Annotated in this window: 21 protein-coding genes and 4 pseudogenes; 4 read left to right on the top strand and 21 right to left on the bottom strand. The window is 60.7% G+C overall.

Annotation, left to right across the window (positions count from 1 at the left end; translation table 11 throughout):
* Positions 1–183: 183 nt before the first annotated feature.
* The 5 genes from CH306_RS27285 to CH306_RS27265 all read right to left on the bottom strand — a co-directional run bounded on the left by CH306_RS27285 (position 184) and on the right by CH306_RS27265 (position 5,714).
* A complete protein-coding gene (locus CH306_RS27285) occupies positions 184–1,107 on the bottom strand; it encodes an alpha/beta fold hydrolase (protein WP_032370855.1) in 924 nt (307 codons plus the stop codon).
* The gene (locus CH306_RS27280) at positions 1,097–2,167 is read right to left on the bottom strand and encodes a ferredoxin--NADP reductase (RefSeq protein WP_032370854.1); all 1,071 of its coding nucleotides are present in this window, start codon (positions 2,165–2,167) and stop codon (positions 1,097–1,099) included. Before CH306_RS27280 ends, CH306_RS27285 begins: the two co-directional genes overlap by 11 nt.
* Positions 2,164–3,033: an SDR family NAD(P)-dependent oxidoreductase gene (locus CH306_RS27275; protein ID WP_027498241.1), complete on the bottom strand. Its 870-nt coding sequence runs from the start codon at positions 3,031–3,033 to the stop codon at positions 2,164–2,166. Before CH306_RS27275 ends, CH306_RS27280 begins: the two co-directional genes overlap by 4 nt.
* A gap of 39 nt (positions 3,034–3,072) precedes the next feature.
* Positions 3,073–4,587, bottom strand: coding sequence for a flavin-containing monooxygenase (locus CH306_RS27270; RefSeq protein ID WP_032370853.1), 1,515 nt, complete (start codon positions 4,585–4,587; stop codon positions 3,073–3,075).
* A gap of 158 nt (positions 4,588–4,745) precedes the next feature.
* A complete protein-coding gene (locus CH306_RS27265; protein ID WP_027498243.1) occupies positions 4,746–5,714 on the bottom strand; it encodes an AurF N-oxygenase family protein in 969 nt (322 codons plus the stop codon).
* A 130-nt stretch (positions 5,715–5,844) separates the two neighbouring features.
* Between CH306_RS27265 and CH306_RS27260 the strand changes: the two genes are divergently transcribed.
* Positions 5,845–6,186: a DUF4873 domain-containing protein gene (locus CH306_RS27260; RefSeq protein WP_027498244.1), complete on the top strand. Its 342-nt coding sequence runs from the start codon at positions 5,845–5,847 to the stop codon at positions 6,184–6,186.
* 96 nt (positions 6,187–6,282) lie between these two features.
* On the opposite strand, the pseudogene CH306_RS29670 reads toward CH306_RS27260, so the two are convergent.
* Positions 6,283–6,490, bottom strand: a pseudogene (locus CH306_RS29670) (integrase core domain-containing protein); the annotation flags it as partial.
* A 31-nt stretch (positions 6,491–6,521) separates the two neighbouring features.
* On the opposite strand from CH306_RS29670, the pseudogene CH306_RS27250 reads away from it, so the two are divergent.
* Positions 6,522–7,211 (top strand): annotated as a pseudogene (locus CH306_RS27250) (IS30 family transposase); the annotation flags it as partial.
* Between the two features lie 73 nt (positions 7,212–7,284).
* Here CH306_RS27250 and CH306_RS29305 read toward each other — a convergent pair.
* From CH306_RS29305 to CH306_RS27200, 10 genes are read right to left on the bottom strand one after another with little or no spacing between them, the layout of a single operon-like run.
* Complete coding sequence (locus CH306_RS29305) at positions 7,285–7,575, bottom strand: hypothetical protein (RefSeq protein WP_032370852.1); 291 nt, start codon at positions 7,573–7,575, stop codon at positions 7,285–7,287.
* Positions 7,559–8,254 carry a hypothetical protein gene (locus tag CH306_RS27240; protein WP_032370851.1) on the bottom strand — a complete coding sequence of 232 codons (696 nt, stop codon included), beginning with the start codon at positions 8,252–8,254 and terminating at the stop codon, positions 7,559–7,561. The genes CH306_RS29305 and CH306_RS27240 overlap by 17 nt, the downstream gene beginning before the upstream one ends.
* Before the next feature lie 48 nt (positions 8,255–8,302).
* On the bottom strand, positions 8,303–9,262 hold the full coding sequence (locus CH306_RS27235; protein ID WP_230593002.1) for an MlaD family protein: 960 nt from the start codon (positions 9,260–9,262) through the stop codon (positions 8,303–8,305).
* Positions 9,259–10,296, bottom strand: coding sequence for an MlaD family protein (locus tag CH306_RS27230; RefSeq protein ID WP_032370850.1), 1,038 nt, complete (start codon positions 10,294–10,296; stop codon positions 9,259–9,261). The genes CH306_RS27235 and CH306_RS27230 overlap by 4 nt, the downstream gene beginning before the upstream one ends.
* Positions 10,296–11,345, bottom strand: a complete 1,050-nt coding sequence (locus CH306_RS27225) for an MlaD family protein (RefSeq protein WP_094648406.1) — start codon at positions 11,343–11,345, stop codon at positions 10,296–10,298. Before CH306_RS27225 ends, CH306_RS27230 begins: the two co-directional genes overlap by 1 nt.
* Positions 11,339–12,334: an MlaD family protein gene (locus CH306_RS27220; RefSeq protein WP_032370848.1), complete on the bottom strand. Its 996-nt coding sequence runs from the start codon at positions 12,332–12,334 to the stop codon at positions 11,339–11,341. The genes CH306_RS27225 and CH306_RS27220 overlap by 7 nt, the downstream gene beginning before the upstream one ends.
* Positions 12,331–13,338 carry an MlaD family protein gene (locus tag CH306_RS27215; RefSeq protein ID WP_032370847.1) on the bottom strand — a complete coding sequence of 336 codons (1,008 nt, stop codon included), beginning with the start codon at positions 13,336–13,338 and terminating at the stop codon, positions 12,331–12,333. Before CH306_RS27215 ends, CH306_RS27220 begins: the two co-directional genes overlap by 4 nt.
* The gene (locus CH306_RS27210; protein ID WP_032370846.1) at positions 13,335–14,372 is read right to left on the bottom strand and encodes an MlaD family protein; all 1,038 of its coding nucleotides are present in this window, start codon (positions 14,370–14,372) and stop codon (positions 13,335–13,337) included. The genes CH306_RS27215 and CH306_RS27210 overlap by 4 nt, the downstream gene beginning before the upstream one ends.
* Before the next feature lie 8 nt (positions 14,373–14,380).
* Positions 14,381–15,244 (bottom strand): ABC transporter permease, encoded by an 864-nt coding sequence (locus CH306_RS27205; protein ID WP_094629837.1) that lies wholly within the window; start codon positions 15,242–15,244, stop codon positions 14,381–14,383.
* A 10-nt stretch (positions 15,245–15,254) separates the two neighbouring features.
* Positions 15,255–16,013 (bottom strand): MlaE family ABC transporter permease, encoded by a 759-nt coding sequence (locus CH306_RS27200; protein ID WP_027498258.1) that lies wholly within the window; start codon positions 16,011–16,013, stop codon positions 15,255–15,257.
* A gap of 239 nt (positions 16,014–16,252) precedes the next feature.
* Here CH306_RS27200 and CH306_RS27195 point away from each other — a divergent pair.
* A pseudogene (locus tag CH306_RS27195) lies at positions 16,253–17,422 on the top strand (IS3 family transposase).
* A 173-nt stretch (positions 17,423–17,595) separates the two neighbouring features.
* Positions 17,596–17,715 (top strand): annotated as a pseudogene (locus CH306_RS29665) (transposase); the annotation flags it as partial.
* A 55-nt stretch (positions 17,716–17,770) separates the two neighbouring features.
* Here CH306_RS29665 and CH306_RS27185 read toward each other — a convergent pair.
* From CH306_RS27185 to CH306_RS27165, 5 genes are all read right to left on the bottom strand, one after another.
* A complete protein-coding gene (locus tag CH306_RS27185) occupies positions 17,771–18,835 on the bottom strand; it encodes a BtrH N-terminal domain-containing protein (protein WP_032370842.1) in 1,065 nt (354 codons plus the stop codon).
* A gap of 46 nt (positions 18,836–18,881) precedes the next feature.
* Positions 18,882–19,718: an SDR family oxidoreductase gene (locus CH306_RS27180; protein WP_094648405.1), complete on the bottom strand. Its 837-nt coding sequence runs from the start codon at positions 19,716–19,718 to the stop codon at positions 18,882–18,884.
* A 395-nt stretch (positions 19,719–20,113) separates the two neighbouring features.
* Positions 20,114–20,854, bottom strand: coding sequence for a transglutaminase-like domain-containing protein (locus CH306_RS27175; protein WP_094643799.1), 741 nt, complete (start codon positions 20,852–20,854; stop codon positions 20,114–20,116).
* 69 nt (positions 20,855–20,923) lie between these two features.
* Positions 20,924–22,132: an NAD(P)/FAD-dependent oxidoreductase gene (locus CH306_RS27170; protein ID WP_094648404.1), complete on the bottom strand. Its 1,209-nt coding sequence runs from the start codon at positions 22,130–22,132 to the stop codon at positions 20,924–20,926.
* Positions 22,129–23,517 carry a cytochrome P450 gene (locus CH306_RS27165; RefSeq protein ID WP_032364182.1) on the bottom strand — a complete coding sequence of 463 codons (1,389 nt, stop codon included), beginning with the start codon at positions 23,515–23,517 and terminating at the stop codon, positions 22,129–22,131. The genes CH306_RS27170 and CH306_RS27165 overlap by 4 nt, the downstream gene beginning before the upstream one ends.
* Positions 23,518–23,528 lie beyond the last annotated feature (11 nt).

The raw sequence follows: 23,528 nt of genomic DNA, 5'->3' as shown, positions 1-23,528 counted from the left end.
CGGCCCGATGATGGTGCTGCCGAAATTTTATCCGCCGAGGTGCTGCGCACCATCGACGAAAAAAGATCACCGTGGCGATGCCATCGATGCTGTACGCCTCGATGGACCCCTCCCAACTCGGACACGCGCGGCCTGTCGACGATCGTGGCCGTCTCACGAGCTCATGTGTGTCCGGTCGACGGTTCAAAAGCCATCGCCTACCGTGGCTGCGTCCAATCGGGCCGCTGCTTCGTTAAAATAGGTTGGCGCCTCCATGTTGATCATGTGACCGATCTGTGGCAACGCCACGAACTCATGCAACCGGCGGCGCTGCTGCAGTCGGTCGGCGAGATCAATGGAATGAACCGCGGGTGTCAACTTGTCGGCCGAGCCCACGATCACTGTCGTCGGAACCGTAAGTGAGTCGATTCCTTTGCTCACATCGATGGTGGCCAGGACCCTGCCCCACATTCCCCGAACCGCAGGGGGGCACCGCAGTACTATGTCGGAACACTCAGCCACAACGTCTGCTGGCGCGTGTGGACCCATCGTCCCGTATTTCACCAACCGTCGGTTGAAGCGAGTGTCAAGCATCTCCGGTCCCGCGGTGGCGAGCCCGGCTGCGAAGGCCCGCTCCAGTGAGGCGCGGAATCGACGTGGCGACCCAATTAGCGTCGATTTACTCACCAACTGCGAGGGGCCGGTACTCGCCAAGACGGCACCGCGGGATAAGACGGGCACCGACTCCGGGTGCTCGGCAGCCCAACCCATGATGGACATCCCGCCCATACTGTGACCGGTCACCAATGCCTTACGATTAGACGTGACGACAGCGCGCAAGACAGCCTCGAGATCGTCGCCGAGCACCGACGAAGAGAAGGGCGCGCGACCCCGGTCGCTCCAGCCATGCCCTCGTTGGTCATACACCACCACACGGTGTGTGGTGGCGAAGTGCTCGATCTGAGGTCTCCAGAACCGACCTTGGCAAGCCCACCCGTGGCTGAACACCAGCAGCGGCGCATCATCACCGAGCCCGTACTCCTCGACAAACAGCCTCGTGCCGTCACTGGAGAGAACCTCCCGCGACCGCCGCGACAATAGGCCAGCTTTCGAGGAGTCAGAGGTCATCGAAACTCACCGTCACAGCGTCGGTGAGCGGAAGTGCCTGGCACGCGAGTCGCTCGCCGTCCTCAATGTCGTCGTCTACGAGGATGTTGTTCTGCACCATCTCGACATCGCCATCGATGAGCTTGCACACACACGCGCTGCATGCGCCCTCTCGGCACGAGTACGGGGCATTGTGCCCTCGCGAGAGCAGCACATCGAGCAGAGGCGTGTTACGTGGCCACTCCGTGGTGATGCACTCTCCGTTCAGGTAAACCGTGGCCGTAGCTACACCCTCGTCGTCACTGAGTCGACGCAGTGTTGCGGTGTCGAACGGGTCACCCGTCAGCGACTGGAATACCTCTCGATGTACATCCGAATGATCCACTCCGCATGCGGCGGCAGAGCTTTCCACAAGATCCATGAAAGGGGAAGGCCCGCAGGTGAAAATTGCCGATCCCTTGTGTTCACGAATAATCTTTTCTACAGCCTCTGATGTGGGAATCCCGTTCTCCGACTCAAGCCAGTCAACCAAAGTGAACCGCTCGGCGAATTCAGATCTAATCTGCTCAAGCTGGCACTCGTACATGATCGAATCGGAGTCACGGTTTGCGTAGAACAGGACAACTTCCCCACTGCCCGACACCAGAGCCGACTTCACCAGCGACAGAACCGGAGTGATGCCGCTTCCGCCAGCGAAGAAGAGCAAGTCGACGTCGAGGCTCTTAGCGGTAAACTTTCCCGATGGCGTGAGGACGGTCACCTCCATGCCGATGGAAACGTTGTCACACAACCAGTTCGACGCATACCCCCCAGCGGTGCGCTTCACCCCGATCTCGAGGCGGAAGTCATCGACATGAGGCGAACTGCTCAGCGAGTAGCATCGTGCGACGTGGCCCGTCTGGTCGGACGGGATCTTCAACGTAATGAACTGCCCGGGTAGATGCTTGAAATCGTCGACGATCTCGTCAGGCACTTCGAAGGCGATGCTCACGGAGTCCTTGGTCTCCTGCACGACCTCCGACACGGTCAGCGTTCGCGATCGCGCGGTGGTGCCCGGCCGATTCTCCTGTTCGAGGGTCATTTGATGATCCCCCGCTTACGAGCCAAGGCGTAGCCCGCGCGTGTGACAGGCGCAGAGATGTCCTGGTAGCGCGGACCGACAACGCGTGCGACAAAGTCGAAGCCACGTGCGTCTGCGCCGATCAGCACTCGGGGCTTCTTCTTGTCCATTCCCTTGAGGATGGCGCACGCAGCTTTCTCCGGAGTGGTCCTGGCGATGTTGTTGAACATCGAGGCAATGGTGGCGGTATCTGCCCCCATATCGGATACACCACGAGCGTTGTTGACGATATTAGTCTTGACGCCGCCGGGGTGAACGCATGTCACCGTGACCGGATGCCGACTGATTTTCATCTCTTGCCGAAGCGCTTCGGTGAAGCCACGCACACCGAACTTCGCGGCGTTGTAAGCGCTTTGACTGGGGATCCCGACCAGACCGAAGACGCTGGAGGTGTTTACCAGATGACCATCACCAGAGGCGATCAGATAAGGCAGGAACGCCTTGGTCCCGTTGACGACACCACCGAAGTTGATGCCCATCAGCCAGTCGAAATCCTCCCAGGACATGTCAACAACGTCGGCGCCGAGGGCGACGCCGGCATTGTTGAACACCATGTTGACGCGCCCGAAAGACGACTGCACGCTCTCTGCGTAAACCTGGAACGCAGCACGATCTGCCACGTCCAACACCGCGGTCTCCACGGTCGCACGATGCGCGGTACGGCACATGTCCGCCGTCTCCTCGAGATGCACTTCGTCGACGTCGGACAAGGCAAGGCTGGCCCCGCGTTCGGCCAGTTGGAGGGCAAGGGACCGACCGATCCCTGAGGCGGCTCCCGTGACGACTGCGACCTGGGTCGCGTAATTGCCTGCTGTCGAACTACTCACTGTCGGATACTCACTTCTCGATGACCTACGGTTGGATTGTCAGGCGATCTCGTACTCGGCGGGATCGAAGTCTTTCGTCGCTCGCCAGTACTGCCAGGTGAACCCGGGCCATACCGTACGGTTGACACCTTGCGAGTCCAGATACCAACTCGTACATCCGCCGTTGGTCCACACGCCCTTGGCGAGCTTGTGTTGGATGCTCTTGTTGAAGTGTTCTTGAACCTCGGCCCGCACATCAACACGCTCCGCACCTCGACTGTCGACGGCGTCGATGGCCTTCATGATGTACTTGATCTGCTGCTCGATCATGAACACGACAGAGTTGTGCCCAAGACCCGTGTTAGGTCCGAGCAGGAAGAACAGGTTCGGGAAGCCCTCGGTGGTGATGCCGAGGTGGGTATTGATGCCCGTCCGGTGCCAGTGCGACGGCAAGTCCTCGCCCCGAGCGCCCTTGAGCGCGAGTTGATCGAACCCGTCCGTGACATGGAACCCTGTGGCGTAAATGATCACATCCACAGGGTGTGACACGCCGTCAGGGGTGACGATCGAATCGGCAGTGATCTTTTCGATCCGATCGCTGATCACTGTCGTGTTGGGGGCGGCGAGCGCAGGGTAGTAGTCGTTCGATCCCAGGATGCGCTTGCATCCGATGCGGTAGGACGGCATCAGCTTCCGGCGGAGCTCGGGGTCGGTGATAGAACGCTCGATGTTCCATTTCGCCACCTTTTCGATCGGTCGCATAAGGTTGGAGTGGCCGTTAAGCCCGAAGGCCAGGCTCTCTGCGCCCCAGTAGACCGACCACCGAGCGAGGCGGCGAGTAATGGGGATCTTGCTGAGCAGCGTCCGAAGTACCGGCGGCACCGCGAAGTTCTTGCGTGGAAGTACCCAAGCCGGGGTTCGCTGGAAGACCGTGAGTGTGCCGGCGTCCTTCTGCACGAACGGCACGAACTGAATCGCGCTGGCACCGGTGCCAATGACGGCCACCCGCTTGCCCTGGAGATCCACCGTGTGGTCCCACTGTGCCGAATGGAACGCCTGGCCGGCGAACTCGTCGATTCCGGGGATATTCGGAAAATTCGGGATGTGCAGAGCGCCGACACCGGACACGATGTACTGCGCGACGTACTCCCGGCCCGACTCGGTACGCAGGTGCCACCGAGATTCGGACTCGCTCCAGTATCCGGAGACCAACTTCTGCCCGAAGTGGATCTTCTGAGTGACACCACGCTTGTTGGAGATATCTTTCAGGTACTGCTCGATTTCGGGCTGCGAGGACCACACCTTCGACCAGCTACCGCGACTCTCGAACGAGTAGGAGTACATCAGTGACGGTACGTCGCACGCGCATCCCGGATAGGTGTTGTCGCGCCACGTCCCACCGACGGAGTCGGCCTTTTCTAGAACGATGAAATCACTGTACCCGCGTCGTCGGAGCTGGACGGCCATACCGAGGCCAGAGAAGCCGCTGCCGATGATGAGAACTTTGGTAGTGATGGGCTCGGTTATTCCCGGGTCTGTCGCCGTGGCGGCGGACTTGGCGTTGGAGGACGGCATTGTGAAAATCTCCTGATCGAATGCAGAAAACGGACCCGCACGGCGCGCCGTGACGCGTGGCAGGTGTGGGAATGTCATCCGCCCAAGCCCACGAACCGAGGAATCCGGTGGTGGGGTCGAGGAATGGGCTGTGGGACGCGCGGACCGGGCCGGGCGTGTTAGCGCAGATCGTCGGGCAGGCTGCGCGTTGCGCGCCACATCGCCATCGTGAACTTCCCCTCCATCATTCCGGCCTCGTGGAAGAATCGGATCATCGGCTCGGACATGAACTGCAAGTTGACGCGATAGTTCGGGCTCGTCTGCTGCGCCCACAGGCCGCGCAGACGGCTGATTCCGACATCGGGATATACCTTCGGATTGATGAGCAACGGGTATGCAAAGTTCGCAATGGCCGCCAACGTGCCTCTATGCCAGGCGCGCGAGATGCGTCCGCGACGCTGCATCCCTTCCACCATTTCCAGCCGCGCGAACGTGATGTGACGGGCCTCTTCGAGAACGTGGATCTTCATGAGCTGGCGCAGCTGCGGCTGCATTTTCGGGTCATTCATCGCCTCGCGCTGAGCGCGGTCGAGGATCTCCTCGATGAGCAGAGTCGCGCCGGACACGGACGGGCCGAGAGGCACAAAGTGCAAGATCTTCGCGATGCTCAAGAACCCCTTCGGCAACTTGTACGGTGCCAGGCCCGTCTTGTTGATCAGTCGGGCGAACATCGTCGAGTGACGTGCCTCGTCGCCGATCTCGTTAAGGGCGTAGAGGGACCTTTGATCTGTCAGGGCGCCTTTGGCGGATGTTCGGAGCAGCGCCGAGCTGAGCAGATTCTCCGCGTAGATACCGAAGCTGAGGATGCTGACGATTTCGTGGCGCCCGAGTTCCGCCTTTTGCTCATCGCTCATTCTCTCCCACAGCTTGGTGCCGTAGAGCGAGACCCGATGCTCTGGCAGGTAGTACTTTCCTTCCTCCCAGGGTGAGTCCCAATCGATGTCGATCTCCGCGTCATAGAATTTTTCGGCCGCCGCCCGCAGCAGTCGGCCGGCAGATCTCTGCATGTCGACGGGCTTGCGGGCGCTGACACGCGCAGCGCCTTCCGTTGAGACGTCGGGCTTGGTCTCCACATTTTGAACGGTCATGTGACACCTCCGTTGCGTTCCGGGCCGAGCTGAGTCTCGACTTCACCCGTACTCCGGGTACCGGATACTGATAGTGTCAGCGCCAATGCGTTCTTTTGTCAATGTTCGATGTGAAGAAAGTGAGCCTTGCGTGTCTGACGACCACGATCTCGACTACTCCGGCGAGGGCACCTTGGTGTGCCGTGGCAAGGAGATTGCTGTCGGGGTGAAGATCAAAGGCTATTTCCAGCCCCTCAACGGCTTGTACACCTGGTACGGCAGGATCGACAAGAATGATGCGCTCCACGCCGCCCTCTCGGGAAGGCGCACGGTTGCCGTCTTTGCGACACCAGAGGGACGCGCCGAGTGCGTCGTGGGCGACCCTGATTTCTGGGACCGCTATCGCATCTCGGGCACGAGCAGACCGCCGTACCACATCCCCACCACGCTCGAGGAAGTTGAGTCGATAGCAGAGAGTGAACATCAGGGTTGACCGACCCGCTTTGCGCCCTGGGCGTTCCCCAGCATCCAGTCCGATAGCGCCCAGGCGGGTGAAGCAACGCCACCAGACAGCCGATTCTTGACTGCGGTAGGCCTTCTCGAATTCGTCTGGTGTGAGGTAGTCGAGGGTGCTGTGGGAGGCGGCGTTGGTTGAACCAGTCGACCCATCCCATCGTGGCGAACTCGACATCGTCGATGGTCTTGAGCGGGCCGTTCAGGAACGGGCTTCTCTTCGATACTGCCTCGGTCTTGAACAACCCAATTGTGCTCTCGGCCAACGCATTGTCGTACGCATCCCGACACAGCGGATCGATGCCGCAATCCCCTCGCAACGCTGCCACCCGCGACGGCAAGCTCGAGTACCGCACATCAGTGGCGCAATGGAAAGCCGATCTTGCGGCAAGGCGACCCAAGGTAGCCAAACTCGTTGAACACGAACCTCTTCGAGAGTACGTGCAGGAAGTGCTCTCGGGCGTGATCCGCGACGAAAACGGTGAGGTCTGATCATCGGGCTGGGCAGGTCCGCAGTGGGTACGCTTGTCGAACGCACCAGCAGATTCACCACGTTGCTGCATCTGCCACGTAAGGATGGGTACGGGGATGCGCCCCCGGTGAAGAACGGGCCGGCGTTGTCCGGTTACGGATCGGAGTCGGTCCGCGATGCACTCCAGGCTGCGATGACACCGCTGCCGGAGCACCTGCGCAGATCGGTGACCTGGGACCGCGGCGGAGCTTGCACGTCATGCGGAGTTGACCGCAGAAACCGGGATCCGTGTGTACTTCTGCGACCCGTACAGCCCCTGGCCGCGAGGACCGAACGAAAACACCAATGCATTGCTGCGACAATACTTTCCGAAGGGAACCGATCTCGCTCGATACCGCCGAAGTGACGTTCAGGCCGTGACGGATGCACTCAACAACCGCCCGCGCAAAACACATGGGTGGCGAACCCCAGCGGAAGTGCTTGCAGAGCAGATACGCTCGGCTTCACGGCACTGTGTTGCGACGACAGGTTGAATCCGCCCTGACTGCCGGCACCGCTGTGATGGATGAGCCCTGAGCCGACGCGGCGTCCACCGTGATCTCGTCGTCACAACGCCATCTTCAGCGCCGTGGTGACCATCGCTGTGTCTTTGACCGTCGGCACGGCGAGGAGGCCTGCAAAATCCCGACATTCCCGATTATGTCGGTGTTCGACCACTCGCAAACTGACCCGATCGAGTGGCACCCGCAACCCGAAGAGATCACCCAACTCCTCACCGGCGTCGACCCCGCCGACATCTCCGACATCTGCGACCGCGTCGAAGAATGAGTACCGTCCTGCATCTTGCTCTTCGTGGAACTCCTTCTGCGGAGCCGCCGCCTCATTCAGCTGGGCCATAGTCCTGAATTTGCCAGCCCTGGGCGGTTTTCGTCACGACCACCTTCAACAATGTCGGCAGTTCACTCGGTTGTGGATTCTGCACGTTCTGCGTCTTCTGGCTCGCGAAGACCATCACCGTGTATTCTTCGTCGGTGTCACCGGTGTCACCGGTGACGCTGGTGGCCAGAACGCGTCCCGACGCCTGCACCTGGGCCTGCTGGATAATCTGGGTCAGCGTCGGCCGAACCTCGTCATACCGCTTGACTAGAGCCTCACCCGCGTCCTCTTTGACTGCCGCGAAAAAGGCGTCGGTGTTCTGGTAGCTGTAGGTCAGGGATCTGGTCGTGTAATCCGAGGCGGCCTTCGCCGCGGCGGCCCGTTGCGCGGCGTCGTTTTCCAATACCGACTTCGCTTCGTCGGCCTCGAGGTAGAGGTAGGCGAACACGCCGGCCAGCACAGCGAGCACCACGATCACGGCCGAAACCACCACGGCACGTGATCGCGGCGATGCTGACCAGCGGTGCCCACCTGGCGAGGGGGGTTCGACGTCGCTGTCTCCAGCCCCAGCCGTGGCTACGGCGGACGCGGCTGGGGCGTTTTCGTCCATCAGTAGATCGCCATCCGGCGTCGCTGCTGCCGCGCTGTCCTCGACCTCAGTGGGCTCGGGGTGCGGTTTCGTTCGGTCGTCATTTGTCATGTGGGACCTTCTGTGTACTTACGGTGACAGTCGCTTGCGGACGGGGCGTCACCGTAGTGGCGGCGACACGGTGACGGGGACCTCGGCGCGACCTGGTCGCGACGCCGGGAAAGTTCGGCCGAGGAGGTCGCCGATCGACCCGAAGTCGACGTATGTGTCGGCAACTTTCTCGGTCGCCGGTTTCACCGCCCGGGTGATCGTCAGCAGATCCGGCTGCAGGATCTGAATATAGCCGTTGAGCTTTTCCACAAGCTTCAACACGGGAGGCCACTTGTCGTACGAGGTGGTTGTGAACCTGATGAACGCCCGTTGAATCCGCGCCAGCCCGTTCACGGCGTCAGGGGTGCGTACAGATGCCGTAGTGAGGACGTCCCCGGCATTGGACAAGAGGCCGAGCAGGAACTCGGCGTTGTCCGCGGTCACCCGGACGGACCCATCTTTGCCGACGAAATCGACTACACGGTGCATCATGTCGCCGATCGTGTCGAGGTCGTCCTGCCGTCCGGCGACGGCCTCGGCGACGGTCTTGTTGATGGACTCGATCGATTCCGGGTCGAGCCCATCTGCCACTGCAGCCAACTTTGGCAACACCTGGGGAACCGATTGCGACACGTGCACCGCGTCCGCGGGCACCACGTCTCCGTTATCGAAGTACCCACCGGTTGCCGTGCCCGCGGGCACGAAGTTGATGTACTGTTCCCCCGCGAGCGACAGATTCTGGATAGACATCTCGCTGTCCTGGGGGATCTTGTGGTCGGAATCGATCGTCATCTCGACCTTAATTGCCGAATCCGCGACGTTGATCGAGGACACCTTTCCGACGGGTACCCCCCGCACCATCACCGGCGATGTGTCCAGCAGACCGCCTGAGCTGTCGATGATGGCGGTTAACGAGTACTCGGAGCGGGTGGGGTTGATGTGTGCCACGCCGACGACGAGGTAGCCGAGCCCTACGACGAACACGACGGCGAGAGCCAGTATCGATATGAGCGTGCTGCTGCGGTTCACGGCATCATTCCGATTGATCTCAACACGGTTATGAAGGATTCGGCGTCACGCCGCGCTAGGTCCCGACCATCGATGGAGATGTCCGAGAGGTTGATGTCGGGCGACCGCACGAATGGAATGAGTTTGTCGCGGATGACGCTCGTTGCCTGCTCCGTGACGGACTTCGAGTAGATGTCGGAGTTGGCGATCGAATCGATCACCGGGGCGATCCCGGCCACTGACTCCTTGATCCGTAAGTACTCCGGATCCACGATCCTGCCCGCGGACACAGCGAAATCACGCAAGTTGGCGATGAGTAACGCGACCTCGATCAGGGAGTAGCCGAGGCCAGAAAAGTTGCGTCCGCCCTTGGTCAGCATCCGGTCGATTCCCGACGGATCGTCCAAGATCACTTTCAGAGTCTGATCAGCCGACCTCAACACTACGTCGAGTTTGTCGGTATTCGAGGAGACCTCCGAGACGGTCTCCAGCGTTGTCTGATACAGGGCGTCGAATTGCTGCAAGTCCTTGGGGAACGTGGTGTTCAATGTCGAGATCGCGGTGTGGATCTTGTCGAGCTCACCGCCGCCGAGAACATTCGACATCCCGCGCATGACGTCCTCGACATTTGCTGCCGGCTCGGTCCGTGCCAACGGGATCACCGAACCCGACCGCAGCAAGGCACCCGTCGACGGCTCGGCTGGGGGAAGGATGGCAACGTAGATCTCACCAAGGAGAGTGTCCTGACGTAGCTCAGCCCGCGATTCGCCCGGCAGCTGAGTCGTGTTGTCGATGCGAGCTTTCACGACCGCATGCCCGTTCTCGTACGTGACATCTTCGACGAACCCGACGCTGATTCCCCCCGAGAGAACTTTTGCGAGGGCCGGCAAGTTGAGTGCGCTGGTGAACTCCATCTGGATGTCGTAACCGTCCGCGTCGGAGGTCGCTATCGTCGGCGGATTGTCGGCGTTGATCCCACACGATGTCACGAAAACTATCGTTGCCATCAGTGCGACCACCATGGGTCCGAGGCATGCGCGATTTACCGAGATCATCAGGCCCCTCCCCCCATCATCCCTGCGATCGTCCTCGATACATCGCTGGACCCGCAGACTCCGTTTGTCACCGGCGCGGCGCAGCCACCGACCAGGCTTCGCAAAGGCAGCGACACTGCGAACGCCTGCACAATTGACTTGGCATCGGGGTGTTTCACGATGAGGTCTGCCGTGCGGGCTGCGATCGCTACCACCATGTCCGGCTGCTCTCCCATGTCGGCGATGAGCGGAACGGCAGCATCACCGATCGCGAATATCGGGGGACCGAAATCTGTTGCGAACCTCGAGAGGATCGGAACGAACGTCCCCGCGTACTCGACTGCCGCGCCGAAGGTCTGGCCGAACGCGATGATGACCTCGATGGCACCTACGAAGTTGTCGAAGAGGGCGGTCACCTCTTTGTCGTTCTCGGTTGCCACCCCCGTCAGTGCGGCGAGGTTCCCGACGATGCTGCGAATCTGCATATCCCGCTTTGCCGGGTCGTTGATGAGCGTGGCTGAGTCCTTGATGATCCCGGCCACGTCACCCTGCGTTCCTTCTAGATTGCGGGAGACGAGCTCGAGGGACTGCAAGATCGCGTCGGTGTTCCTGCCGTTGTCCTTGACCAGGTCCTCGGACAAGTTGCTGATCGAGTCGAGCGTCTGACTGATTCCCAGCGGGGTTCTCGTCTTACTCAACGGAATGCACTGATCCGTCTCGTATCGGGCTCCATCAGAGTACGGCTTGGTGAACTCGATTTGACGTTCGGTCACGATGGATGTCGACACCAGAGTCGCGCCGACGTCGGCGGGCAGCGGAACGCTCTTGTCGATCCGCATTTCGATCCTTACACCGGACTGATCACTATTCTGGTGCACCCCGACGACGCTGCCTATCTTCTTGCCGAGCATGGCTACTGTGTTGCCTTCGAAGAGGCCCGATGCGTCGGTGAACTCGGCACACAGGGAGCGCGTGTCGTCGGACACCCTCCCCCCTATTTCCACACTAGCGACCACCACAACCACCACGGCGATCAGGAGCAACAGTCTTCGGATCCATGTAGTCAACATTTGTCGTCACCACTCGGAATGCACACACGAACCTCTGGTTCTGTGGTAGTCGACGCACCGACCGGCGCCTGGAGGAGGACGCCGAGGCGCTGAGTGATCTGATCAACCTGGGCCAGGGCATCGGAGTAGCCTGGCAGCTCTGACGACACCTTGTCGAGGAGCGTCTTGTATTGTTGGACAGACGGTTCGATTCCATCGCTGTAAGCCACGAGCGGCCTCGTGAGAAGTTTGAACAGACGACTGAGAAGGTCGAACCCGCCGCGGACGTTCTCGATATCAGGTCCCAGCGTACTGGCAAGGAAGCTGAGTTGACGGAGAAAGTCGACCAGCACCTGTTTTTGATCGGCGAAAGCGTTGACGTATTCATCGGATAGAGCGACCGCTTTGTCGAGCTGACCGTACTGTCGCTCTAAGAGTTCCATCAAACTGCTGGTGTTCCTCAGTGCGTCGGGAATGTTTGTGTTGCCGTCGGAGAACGCATTCTGCAGCAGCGACGCAGTCTGACGGAGATCGACGCCCTTTACATCGCGGAACACCGGCGTCGTCGTCTCGAGCGTGTCCGAAATGTCGTAAGTACTCGATGTCTGAACAAGGGGGATCGCCCCCGACAGCGAGGTCGGTCCTGACCCTGGGTCCAGATCCAGAACTCGCCCGCCGATCGGCGTGATCAGGCGAACCGCTGCGGTGGCATCCGAACGGACTGGCACTGAGTCGTCGAGTCGAAATTCGACTGTGATAAATGTTCCCGCGAGGTCCACCGACGACACCGTTCCCTGTCTTATCCCCGCTATACGCACCTGATCACCCGACTCCAGCCCTCCGGTGTTGACCAGTTGCGCCGAGTACACCTTTTGGCCGGGCGGTGCGATATACACGGTCCCGGCGATTACCAGACCGACCACCACGGTCACCACCACCACAGCGGCGACGATGAGGTCGCGTCTGCGTTCGGACTGGTGATGCGGTCGATTTCGACTGAACAACCTCACTTACACACCACCAATCGTTGCCCCATAAGCGCAATCGTAGCTGTATCCGGCAGGGGCAGAAGGCCTTTCGAACATCGTGCCTCAGTCGGCGTGGAATTCGTCGAAGCGTTCAGCGAGTCCATAAGGGGCTTGAGCAGTACCGCGCCATTCAGTAGCCCCTCCAACTCCCCGGGTTCTCGCGCCAGACGCTGATAGATCGTCGCGAAACTCTGGTCGTACGTTGACTCAAGTTGCTCCCCGGCGATGACAGTTTTCTCCATGGACCGGTTGACCTCGCCCAGCGACTCCCGCAACCGGTCACTCACGCGGCTGAAGGCGTCGACGATCGATCCCAGCTGGTCGACGAGTTCGACCAGCTGCGCCGAGCGGCCTTCGAGTTGGTCGGAGACCTGGCCGAGGCTCGTCACAATATTCGTGATGATCTCAGACCGCTGGTCCCCGTAGGCGGTGATGTTGGCGACCTGCTCCAGAACAGGCGATATACCCCTCCCATCACCTTGAGCAACGCGCAACAAGTTGGACTGCAGTTCATTGATCTCGTCGGCGTTAAGCGTGTCGAACACCGGCTTGAACCCGTTGAACAAGGTGGACACATCAAATGAGGGAACGGTCTTGTCGAGCGCCACCTGTGTAAGCGCCGCCCCCTGTGTCTTTCCCTGTGCCGCACCGATCAATTCGACATATCGCTGTCCGAGAAGATTCTGATAACGCACGGCGGCGGTAGTGCTCGACGTGATCGCGACGTCGTTGTTCAGTTGGAAATGAACGACCGCGGTGGGCCCTTTCAGGCCGATCGCCGTCACATAACCGACCTTTACTCCCGCCAAACGCACACCGTCGCGAGGCTTGAGCCCAGATGCATCGGAGAAGACCGCAGACCGTTCAGAACTCGCTCCGTCCGAGCTGGGTTCGAGGATGGCGATGATCACGTAGGTGAGAACGCCGATGACTGCGGCGAACGCGACGATCTTGACGATGGTGGGAATTAACGACTTGAGCTTCATCTTCTTGGTCCTCCTGCTGCAAGCGCGCTCTGCAGCGCAGGTGACGTCTGCACTACCAGGGCGACCTGAAGTTGTACTCGCTCGCCGACTTGCGGCGTGGCGTTGTCGATGCTGTCCAGGATCTGCGGGATGGTGTAAATGGTCTGCGCGAGTCCCGATGCCGATCTGGCGACCGGCCTCGCCAGATCGAGGCCGACGTCCAGTACCGAACTCAACGCCGGGTAGTTTTCGCTCAACAGTCCTCCCAGTCCCCCGAACAGAACCTCGCCGGTGCTGTTGAGGTTGCCTGTGGCCTGTTTGATGGCCTCGTCGGTGGCGAAGAAGTCAGCGACGTCGACGTTTATGAGGATGCCCGGAACGAACGGCGTCATGAAGTCGGCAACGCCCTGGGACAGGTCTGCCGCGATCGCCAAATCCTGGCCCACTGGCCGCTGTTGAACGTCCCGAGTGAGCTGCGCGATCTGGAACATGAGCTGGCCGGCATCGGCAAACGTTTGGGAATCATCGACGACAAACTTCACCACAGAATTGAACGCCGGCTGATCGAGAGCATCGACCAGCTTCGAGAGTTTTCGAATCAGGGTCGATACCGAAGTGTGTTCGGACTGCAGCTTGCTCACATAGACGCTGCCGCCATCACGGATGAGGACTCCCCGCCCGGGGTCCACAATCTCCAGTGCCGTCGGCCCCAGCGCGCTGGCGGACGTGTAATTCACGGCCATGCCCTGACGCAACCGGATGTCGTCGTTCACTCCGGTGAGCTCGATTTTCACATTTACACTTTGGTCGCGCCCCGACACCGAGGACACCTTGCCCACCGTGAAGCCCCGATACTTCACCTCCGATCCGCCCTTCAACCCGTCACCAACCGCGTCGGTGGTGATCGTCACTGTCGTGTTGTCTTCATATTTTCCGGTCGCGTTGCCCGCCAGAAGATAGCCGGCAACCGTCACTACGACGAGAACCCCGATCCCGCGCAGGGTCAAGTTCGCCAGTGAGGGCGCGCGTCCTGATGGATCTTGAAATACAGCCACTTGAACTCCTAGCCCGAAATCTGGACGCCCGAATCGAAACCCCACATCAACAGGGTTAAGATCATGTCCTCCACGACGATGATGATGAGACTGCTGCGGATCGCTCGACCAGACGCGCGGCCGACGCCTTCTGCCCCGCCGCTGGCGTAGTAACCCTGGTAGCTGTGGATGATGACGACCGACACCACGAAAACGAGGACCTTGATGACTGAGAAAGCCAAATCCTGCGGTTTGAGGAACGCATCGAAATAGAAGTCATAGGTGCCAGCCGACTGGCCGTGTAGAAGGATGACGACCAGCTTGGCCGCGCCGAAACTGAGTATCAGCGTTACGATGTAGAGGGGGATGATGGTAGTGATCGCCGCGACTACACGCGTGCTGACGATGTACGGAATCGGCCGCACCGCCATCGACTCGAGCGCATCGATCTCTTCGGCGATACGCATCGAACCTATTTCCGCAGTGAGGCGACAGCCGGCCTGGGCTGCGAAGCCGATCGCGGCGATCATCGGTGCCAACTCTCGAGTGTTGGCGTATGACGAAATGAATCCCGTAAGAGACCCCATCCCGACCAGGTCTAGCGAGGCGTAGCCCTGGATGCCGATGGACGCCCCGACAGCCATTCCGAGAATCACAAGCACGATCGCGGTACCCCCGCCGACCAGTACAGCGCCTCGTCCCCAGGCAAACTCCTGTATGAATAAAAACGTCTGTCGTCGATAGGTGGTTGCGACGTGCCGAATTCCGGCGACGGTGTCGATGGTGAATGTTGTAATGTGCCCGAGCTGCGCGGGGACCTCAGCGAGGGGTGTCACAGCACGCACGATCGGACGAGTAACAAAAGTATAACGGGTGGATGGTACTGCGGTCACGTGTTCTCCGTCATCCGATGGTCTGCGGGACGAACATGATGGTCAGTTGGGTGATGAACACGTTGATGACGAAGCACGCCACTACCCCTAGGACCACGGTGGCGTTGACAGATGTGGCCACACCTTTGGGGCCACCTTTCGTGGACAGGCCCCGATGACACGCGATTGTCACGACCACGAGACCGAACACCACTGACTTGATCAGCGCTACAAGGATGTCCGCCGATGATGCGAACGATGCGAACGATGCGACGTAGCTCCCCGGCGTGATGCCCTGGACGTTGACGCTAAGGATGTAGCCGGCCACGAGACCGGTAAACACGATGAGCATGCATAACATCGGAGCGACGATGAGAACCGCGACGAATCGAGGTGCGACGAGTCGACGTGTCGAATTTAGTCCGAGCGTCTCCATGGCATCGATTTCTTCACGGACGGTGCGTGCGCCAAGGTCAGAGGCGATGGCCGACCCTGCCGCACCACCGAGCAGGAGCGCGGTGACGATCGGTGCCCCCTGCTGAATGATCCCGAGTCCACCGGCGGCTCCGGCGATAGATGTGGCCCCGACCTGCTGGGTTAGACTTCCGACCTGCACCGAGACGATGACGCCAAACGGAATCGCGACCAGGATCGCTGGCAACGTCGTTACGGTGATGACGAACCACGTCTGTGTGACAAACTCCCGAAACGGAAACCGTCCGGTGACAATATCGCGCACGGCCCACCGCAGTGCCTGGCCGGCGAGGGCAATCGAATTTCCAAAGGTCACAAGACTGGCTGTCGCTCGACCAGCAATTTCTGTATAGATACCGGTCTCCTCTTCTGTCTGCGCAGCTCGTCGCGATAAGGTGTTCGCACAGTATCAGGTACGTGCAGTACCTGATACATGGTTTCGGGAACTTCCGTCGGATTAATCAGCTGACAGGTTGGCGTGTCCCCAAGTGAACGGAGCCATCTCGATTTAGAGCCTTGTTGCCCATGAGCTGGGCGGATAGGACGATGGAAAACATGGCTGGACGGAAACGCAACTCTGTCGAGGGCATCGTGCGCAAGCTGCGCAGTGCCGACGAACTGACCGCTGCGGGCAAGACGCAGGAGGAGATCGCGGCGGCGCTCGAGGTGTCGGCGGCGACGTTGTACAACTGGCGGCGTCAGTACGGCGGGATGGACACCGATGCCGCGAAGGAACTCAAAGAGTTGCGCGAGCAGAACGGCAAGCTCAAACGGTTGCTCGCCAAGGCCGAGCTGGAGAAAGATGCACTGCGGGAGGTAGCGAAAGGGAAGATTCTGAGCCCAGCCGCCAAGCGCAGCGCTGTCGACATGCTCGTGTACACCATGAGTCTGTCGAAACGACTGGGCGTGCGAAGCTGTTGGGCTTACCCGCTCCACCTACGCACGAACACCGATCGCCGACGCAGCCCTGAGGGCCGCGTTGCGGACGTACGCAGGCTCGCATCCACTGCACGGCTTCCGCCGCGCCTGGGCGCATCTGAGGCACGACGAGGGGCTTGTCGGTGAACAAGAAGAAGGTCCACCGGCTCTGGAAGGAGGGTCTGCAGGTTCGAATCTACCATCCCCGCAAACGCGCCGGCATCAGTTCATGACCGCAGGTCGAAGCCGATGCCCCGAAAGTGTTGTGGGCTAAGGACTCTCAGTTCGATTCGACCGTCGATGGTAAGGCGATCAAGATCGCGTCGATGATCGACGAACACACCCGGCAGTCCCTCTTGAATATCGTAGAGCGGTCGATCACCGCACAGCGGCTGACCGGCGAGCTCGACAAGACGTTCGTGCTGTGGGACGGGCCGCCGCAAGTGCTGCGGATGGACAACGGTCCGGAGTTCATTTCCCATGTGCTGCAACATTTCTGCGCGACCGTGTCGGTATCTCCTACATCCAGCCGGGGACGCCGTGGAACAACGGACACATCGAATCCGTCAACAATCGACTACGGAGGGCCTCAACCGCAATCACTGGACGAGCTTGCTCGAAGCGAGGGTGGTGATCGAGGACTTCAAAGACCACCACAACCATCGACACCGGCACTCATCACTCGGATACCTCACGCCGCCCTGGGGGTCCCTCCCGCTTGCGGGGGCGTACGCTGCCCGATGCACCCACAACCACCAACCGGTCGAGGGCTGCGAGGTCGCTGAATCAACTACACCGTGGATCTAGAACACGGTGGCCCGACTTATCGGGGACCTGCCAAGGTCGCCTCGTCGAGCGTTGAAAACGTCGGCGAGGTTGCAGATGAGGGTCATCCACCCCGCAGCCCAGTGGCTGGCGTCGTGATCTGATCGGCCCAGGGATTCGGACACTAGACCCGCTTGGAATAGGGATCTACAAGCATGAGCAGATCGCGTCGATCTTTCAGCACCGAGTTCAAAGACGAACTGTGCCGAGAGGTCATCGACTCTTCCAAGCCGATCAGTGAGGTCGCCAGGGCGTACGGTGTCGGCGACGACAGCTGCAGCACAGTGCGATGCGCCCCGTGTACCGCGCGCCATCGAACGACGGTGGGCATCATCTCGTGATGGCGGACAGCGAGCGTGAAGCAGACTCCAGGGACTCCACCAGGATCAGCTCGAGTTCCGACAGTCTGGCAGCCGACACGGCCACCGCAGCTGCGCGTGTTCGTACATCGAGACCGCGTTGTGTTCCGGCGCGGGCAGTTTCGGTCCAGGCCTGGGCGCAGTGATCGGCGGCCACCGCGAGGTCTGCGGTAGCGGGATCACCGGTCAGACGTGCAATCTCGGTACAGCCGTCGGCGAGAAGCCGACGAAAGAGCCCGCCTCCGGTTCCGGCCTTTTCGATGAAGATACCGAGACTGAACAGCAGCGTCTCGAGGTCATCGGGCGGAAGGTCGACCCAGCTCTTGACGTCGGTTGCCAGCTGGTCGACCGCGGCCAAACCGTCGGCACCGGCTGCTGGTATGTGGTCGGCTATTCCCGGTGTCGATGGGGCGTGCATGCTGGCGGCGGATCGGGCGAAGGCCGCGGCCGCGGCAGTCGACACGGGCGGCAGTGTCTGCGGCCACGTGATTCGGTACGTGCAGTGACGTGTCGGTTGCGGGAACGAGGTGGAAGATCGCGCCCGAGCCAGCGCGTCGAGCGGGATCTTCTGCACGTCGGCCCGATCGTTGTCGACGACCGAGGCAGTCCCCCCGATCTCGTCGTAGCCGATCACCACGATGTCGTGGCGACTCATCTGCAGTTTCACCCGTAAGTAGGGCAGCTCAGCGATATCGGCCCAGACCAGACTGGGTCGTCCCGCATCGATGTCGTCGCGAACCCATGACCATCCCTCACCGGGATCGTCGGTCGTGAGAACCTCGACTTGTCCGCCGAGCCTGCGCGGTAAGTCGATCTCGAAGTCGGCACCGCGGCCGACCAGGTACATCGGTGGGACCAGGTCGTCCGATCGCAGGTAGGACAAACCGAGATCACCACCCAGTGCGAACACCAACCCCTCGTCGGGTGGTCCGTCCCATCCCAGACCGTGCCAATGGAGAAGGTCTCGCATTGCACCTGACCCGCAGTGCCCTCCCATCCGGTGGGGATAGTTCTCGATCAGAGTCGTGTGGGGCACTGTGGCTGCCTTTCGGGTGGTTGGTCGAGCGCGCGTGTCGGCATGCTCAGCTGTTCTGGATTCTGTCGAGATACGTTCGGGGAGCAGTCATGTCGACGTCCGCGAGGAACACCGAATCTGTGTTCAGGGCCGCACCCAGTCCGGTCGCCAGCCGCCGGGGGACGAATTTCACCGCCGCGACCATTGCGCCTGCGAGACGGGTGACGCGGACGAAGGGGCGTGGATTCTCGATCAGATCTGCTGTCGCGCGGGCGATTTCCTCCGGCTCGGCGTTGCGTAATCCCTTTGCGCCGGCGGTTCCGGCGACGAGTTCGGTGTTGGTGAACGTCGGGCGGACTGTGGACAGTCGAACCCCTGACTTGCGGTACTCCAGTCGTGCGGCCTCTGTGAATCCGATGACTGCGAACTTGGTAGCGCAGTAGGTCGCCAAACCAGGTACCGCGAGCTCGCCGGCCAATGACGCAGTGTTGATGATGTGTCCGGTGCGGCGTGGCAGCATTCGCTGAAGAGCCAGTTTGGTCCCGAAGATGACACCCAGGACGTTGATCTCGACTTGCCTCCGGGTTATTGCATCGTCCTCTTCGTGGGCGTGGCCGGTAGGCATGATGCCCGCGTTGTTGATCAGGATGTCGAGGGGTCCGAGTTCACGTTCGACCAGGTCCAGAAACGTTGTGAACGAGTCAGGTTCGGTGACGTCGAGTCGGGTGACGACCTTCACCCCGAGTTCGGCGGCGGCCTCCTTCGCACGTGCCTCGTCGATGTCGCCGATGGCGACCCGGTGGCCTCGTCGAATCAACTCCTTCGCTGTCTGATAGCCGATGCCTCGAGCTCCACCTGTGATCGCTACGGTCCTGGCGGGGGTGTGAGGTGCGTTGTTTGTCATCTGCTGCGCTCCTTGCATAGATGAGAGACATCGGTAGACGCCGTTCGGGCCGCTCTCGCGGTGGTGGCTGCGCACACGAAAGAGGGATATGGGTATCGCGCGGCGTCTCGTGCCCGGGGAGGCGTTCGGATCGGTCGTTCATCGCCCGCAGCCGCAATTCCAGCGGCAGAGCGAGTCTCGTCTGTTCGGTGTAACTTCCGGTGTCGGCCTCAACACGGCCGCGCCGACGAGACAGTCATACGGCACAGCTCTGCCAGCAGGTATCGGCTCACCCGATTCGAAGGTGTCCGAGGTAGTCCGAGTGGTCACGCCGTGGTTGTTCGCGGAGAGAGCTCCGACCGATCGGCAGTCGGCCGCGATACGGGGTTCAAGACGTATGTTCTCACCGCTTGTGTTCATCGAGACTCCCGCGGAAGGTTTCGATCCCCGGGAGTTTCGTCCGGCCGGGTGCGGCCGGTGAAAACATCATCGAGTGGGTGAGCGCCCGTGAAGATCGTGGGGCCGTAGGAGTGCCGAAGCACCGTCAAGATCGCGTTCAAGGGTAGGTCGTCGAAGACTCCTCGTTCGCGGACATACTCCATGTGCTGGGCTCCGTCTGCGGTGAAGGCATGCATGAGAGCATCGCGATCGCCGTCGAATTCCACTGGCGGCACGCCGAAACGAGCGCACAACTCGACATTGAATGCCGGCGTGGCCTTCAACCACCGGCCCTCGATGTAGAGGCGACTGTAGCCGTGGTAGACGAACAGGTCGGTGCCGCCCATCAGCGTGCGCAACGTCTCGGTCTGCAGGTGATTTCGGACGTCGGCGAAGCCGAGCAGTGCTGGGATACCCGCCGCCCGGCACACTGCGGTCAACAGCACCGCCTTCGGGACGCAGTAAGCGCGCCCGGCCTCGAGGACGAAGCTCGCTCGATAGTGGGCCGGATCGTCCGACACGGTGTATGGGTCGTACCAGATTCGGTCGCGGACGGCGGCGAAGAGGCGTCTGGCCTTGTCACGGTCGCTGCTCGCATCTCCGATTGCCGCGGCGGTGAACGCCCGCACGGATTCGTGCTCGATGTCGAGGAAGTCCGTTGCTCCCAGGTATGCGTGTGGTGGCTGCGTAGTATGTGCTCCGGGCGGGCGGTCTGTCATGGTCATCGCTGATGTTCCCTTCTCTGAGCAAACCGGTTGCTGTTGTGTGCACAACGACCGAAGGATCGGTCAGTTGCGCGCGAGTCCGCCGAGCATCAGGTCTTCGCGTTGGACGGGGAGTCGCTGGGCGATCACCCGTTTGCTGTACATGAACTCGCGCGGGCGACCTATGCAGTCGGCGGCAATGAGCTCACCGGCCTGGAGATAGAAGCAACTGAAATCACTGTCGCGGGTGGGGTCACCGCTGAGAACCACTTCGTCGTATCCAGTGTTGAGGCCGGCGATCTGCAGCTTGAAGTGATACTGATCCGACCAGAACCACGGCAACGCTTCGATTTTTCTGGACTTCCCGCAGGCGGTCGACGCAGCGACTTTGGCCTGCTCTCCTGCGCTCGAGACGGACTCCAACCGTAGTCGACGGCCGTAACGGGCCATGTCGTGGCTCGCGCAGTCCCCCGCCGCCATGATGTCGGGGTCGTTGGTCCGAGTGTGATCGTCGATCACGATGCCGTTGTCGATGACAAGACCCGCATCGGCGGCGAGGTCGGTGTTCGGCTCGACGCCGACACCGACGATGACCATATCTGCGGGGATCGATTCTCCGCTGGCCAAGGTGATTTCACGAACCTCACGGTCACCGGACAGGCCCTGAACCATCGCGTTCGTTCTGATGTCGACTCCCTGTTCGCGATGTATCCGCTCGAAGAACGTCGATACCTCGGGAGCAGTGACCCGCTCGAGCACACGCCCAGTTGCCTCGAGGACTGTGACCTGTACGCCCAGTGCGCGCAGCGATGCCGCTGTCTCGAGTCCGATGTAGCCGCCTCCGATGATCACCACCCGCTGGCCAGGGCCGGTGGCCATACGGATCCTCTCGACGTCCGCTGCGGTGCGCAGGTAGTAGACCCCGTGGAGATCGGCCCCGGGAACGGTGAGCCGACGAGGGCGGGCTCCCGTGCACAGCGCGAGCTTGTCGTAGGCCAGCTTCTCCCCGGTGTCGAGAACGACGTTGCCTTCCGACCGAACGATGGTCTCCACCTGCGCGTTCAGGAGCTGAATACCTTGCTTGGAGTAGAAGTCCGTGCTGCGAATGGCGATATCGTCGAGTACGCATTTGCCCGCCAGGTATGCCTTCGACAGCGGGGGGCGTTGATAGGGAGCGGCAGACTCGTTACCGATGAGGACGATGTCGCCTGTCCAACCTTCTTGGCGCAAACTAGCTGCCAGTTGTGCCCCAGCATGGCTTGCGCCGACGATGATCGCCCGTTGCGATGTCATACGCTGGAAGTAGGCGTCAGGCGCACCATCATCTTGCTGATGCCCCGCACGAAATTCGACTGAACATACTCGGGGTCGCCGACGACCTCGATGTTCTCGAAGCGGGGAAGCAACTCCTCCCACAGAATCCGCAGCTGCATTTCGGCCAGCCGATTGCCCATACACCGGTGCACACCGAATCCGAACGCGATGTGATTGCGCGCATTGGCACGATCGATGATGAAATCATCAGGATTCTCGAAAACGCGTTCGTCGCGGTTACCCGAGGCATACCACATCACCAATTTGTCACCCTTGCGGATGAATTGTCCGTTCAGAACGGTGTCGGCTTTGGCGATTCGGCGCATGTACGCCAAGGGTGTTTGCCATCGGATGATTTCCGAGTTCATGTTGGGGATCAAATCGGGATTGGCCTTCAATTTCTCGAACTGGTCGGGGAATTGGTTCAACGCAAGAACGCCACCGCTCATCGAGTTTCGCGTGGTGTCGTTGCCACCGACGATCAGCAGGACGAGGTTGCCCAGAAATTCCATCGGACGATCGATCAGATCCTTGGTGTCCTCGTTGCTCTGCAACATGGTGATCAGATCGAAACCGGACTCTTCCCCTGCAGACCTCCTGGCTGCTTTGTCATGCCAGAGAGCGCTGAGGCCACGGGCCATGTCACGCATGCCTTCGAACACCTCGTCGTTGTCCGAGGGCCCACCGTTGGCTTGCTCCATCGAGGTTGCCAAATCGGACCAGTAGACGAGTTTGCGGCGTTGTTCGTAGGGGAAATCCAGAAGAGTTGCGAGCATCCGAGCTGTCAACTCGATCGAGACATTCTGCACCCAGTCGAACGGCTCGTTCAAGGGGAGGTCGTCCAATACCTCCCGTACGCGCGATCGGATCAGTCCCTCCATCTCCCGGAGGTTCTTCGGTGCGACAACCCCCTGGACGGCAGCGCGCTGCTTGTCGTGGTGTGGTGGGTCCATCGCGATGAACATCTCGATATCGAGAAACCGGGGCGGAACGCCGATGACGATGAACGGTTCGGCCGAGAACACAGCGTGATTCTTGTCGACGGCCACGATATCGGCATGGCGCGTGACCGACCAGAACGGGCCGAACGGACTATTGGGTTGGTAGTGCACCGGTGCCTCGTTCCGCACGCGCTCGAAGTACGACTGCCACCGCCCTTGTCTGTAAAGAAAGGGGTTACTGAGGTCGATGTCGGCGAGCTCGACATCCTCGACCGGTGGGATGGGACTTTCGACGAAGATCTTCTTGCCATTCGTGCCAGTCACCCACCGTCGGGTCTTGTCGTACAAATGAGCGCCCTGGATCTGCAGCCCTATCGGGATGGTCGACTGGACCTTGTCGGCGATCGACTCAGAAACTTTCATGCTGTCGTGCC

Source organism: Rhodococcus sp. 15-725-2-2b, assembly GCF_002259075.1.
Taxonomy (GTDB): Bacteria; Actinomycetota; Actinomycetes; order Mycobacteriales; family Mycobacteriaceae; genus Rhodococcoides.
The sequence above is the reverse complement of the archived record's forward strand: the minus strand, read 5'-3'. Positions and strand labels throughout refer to the sequence as shown.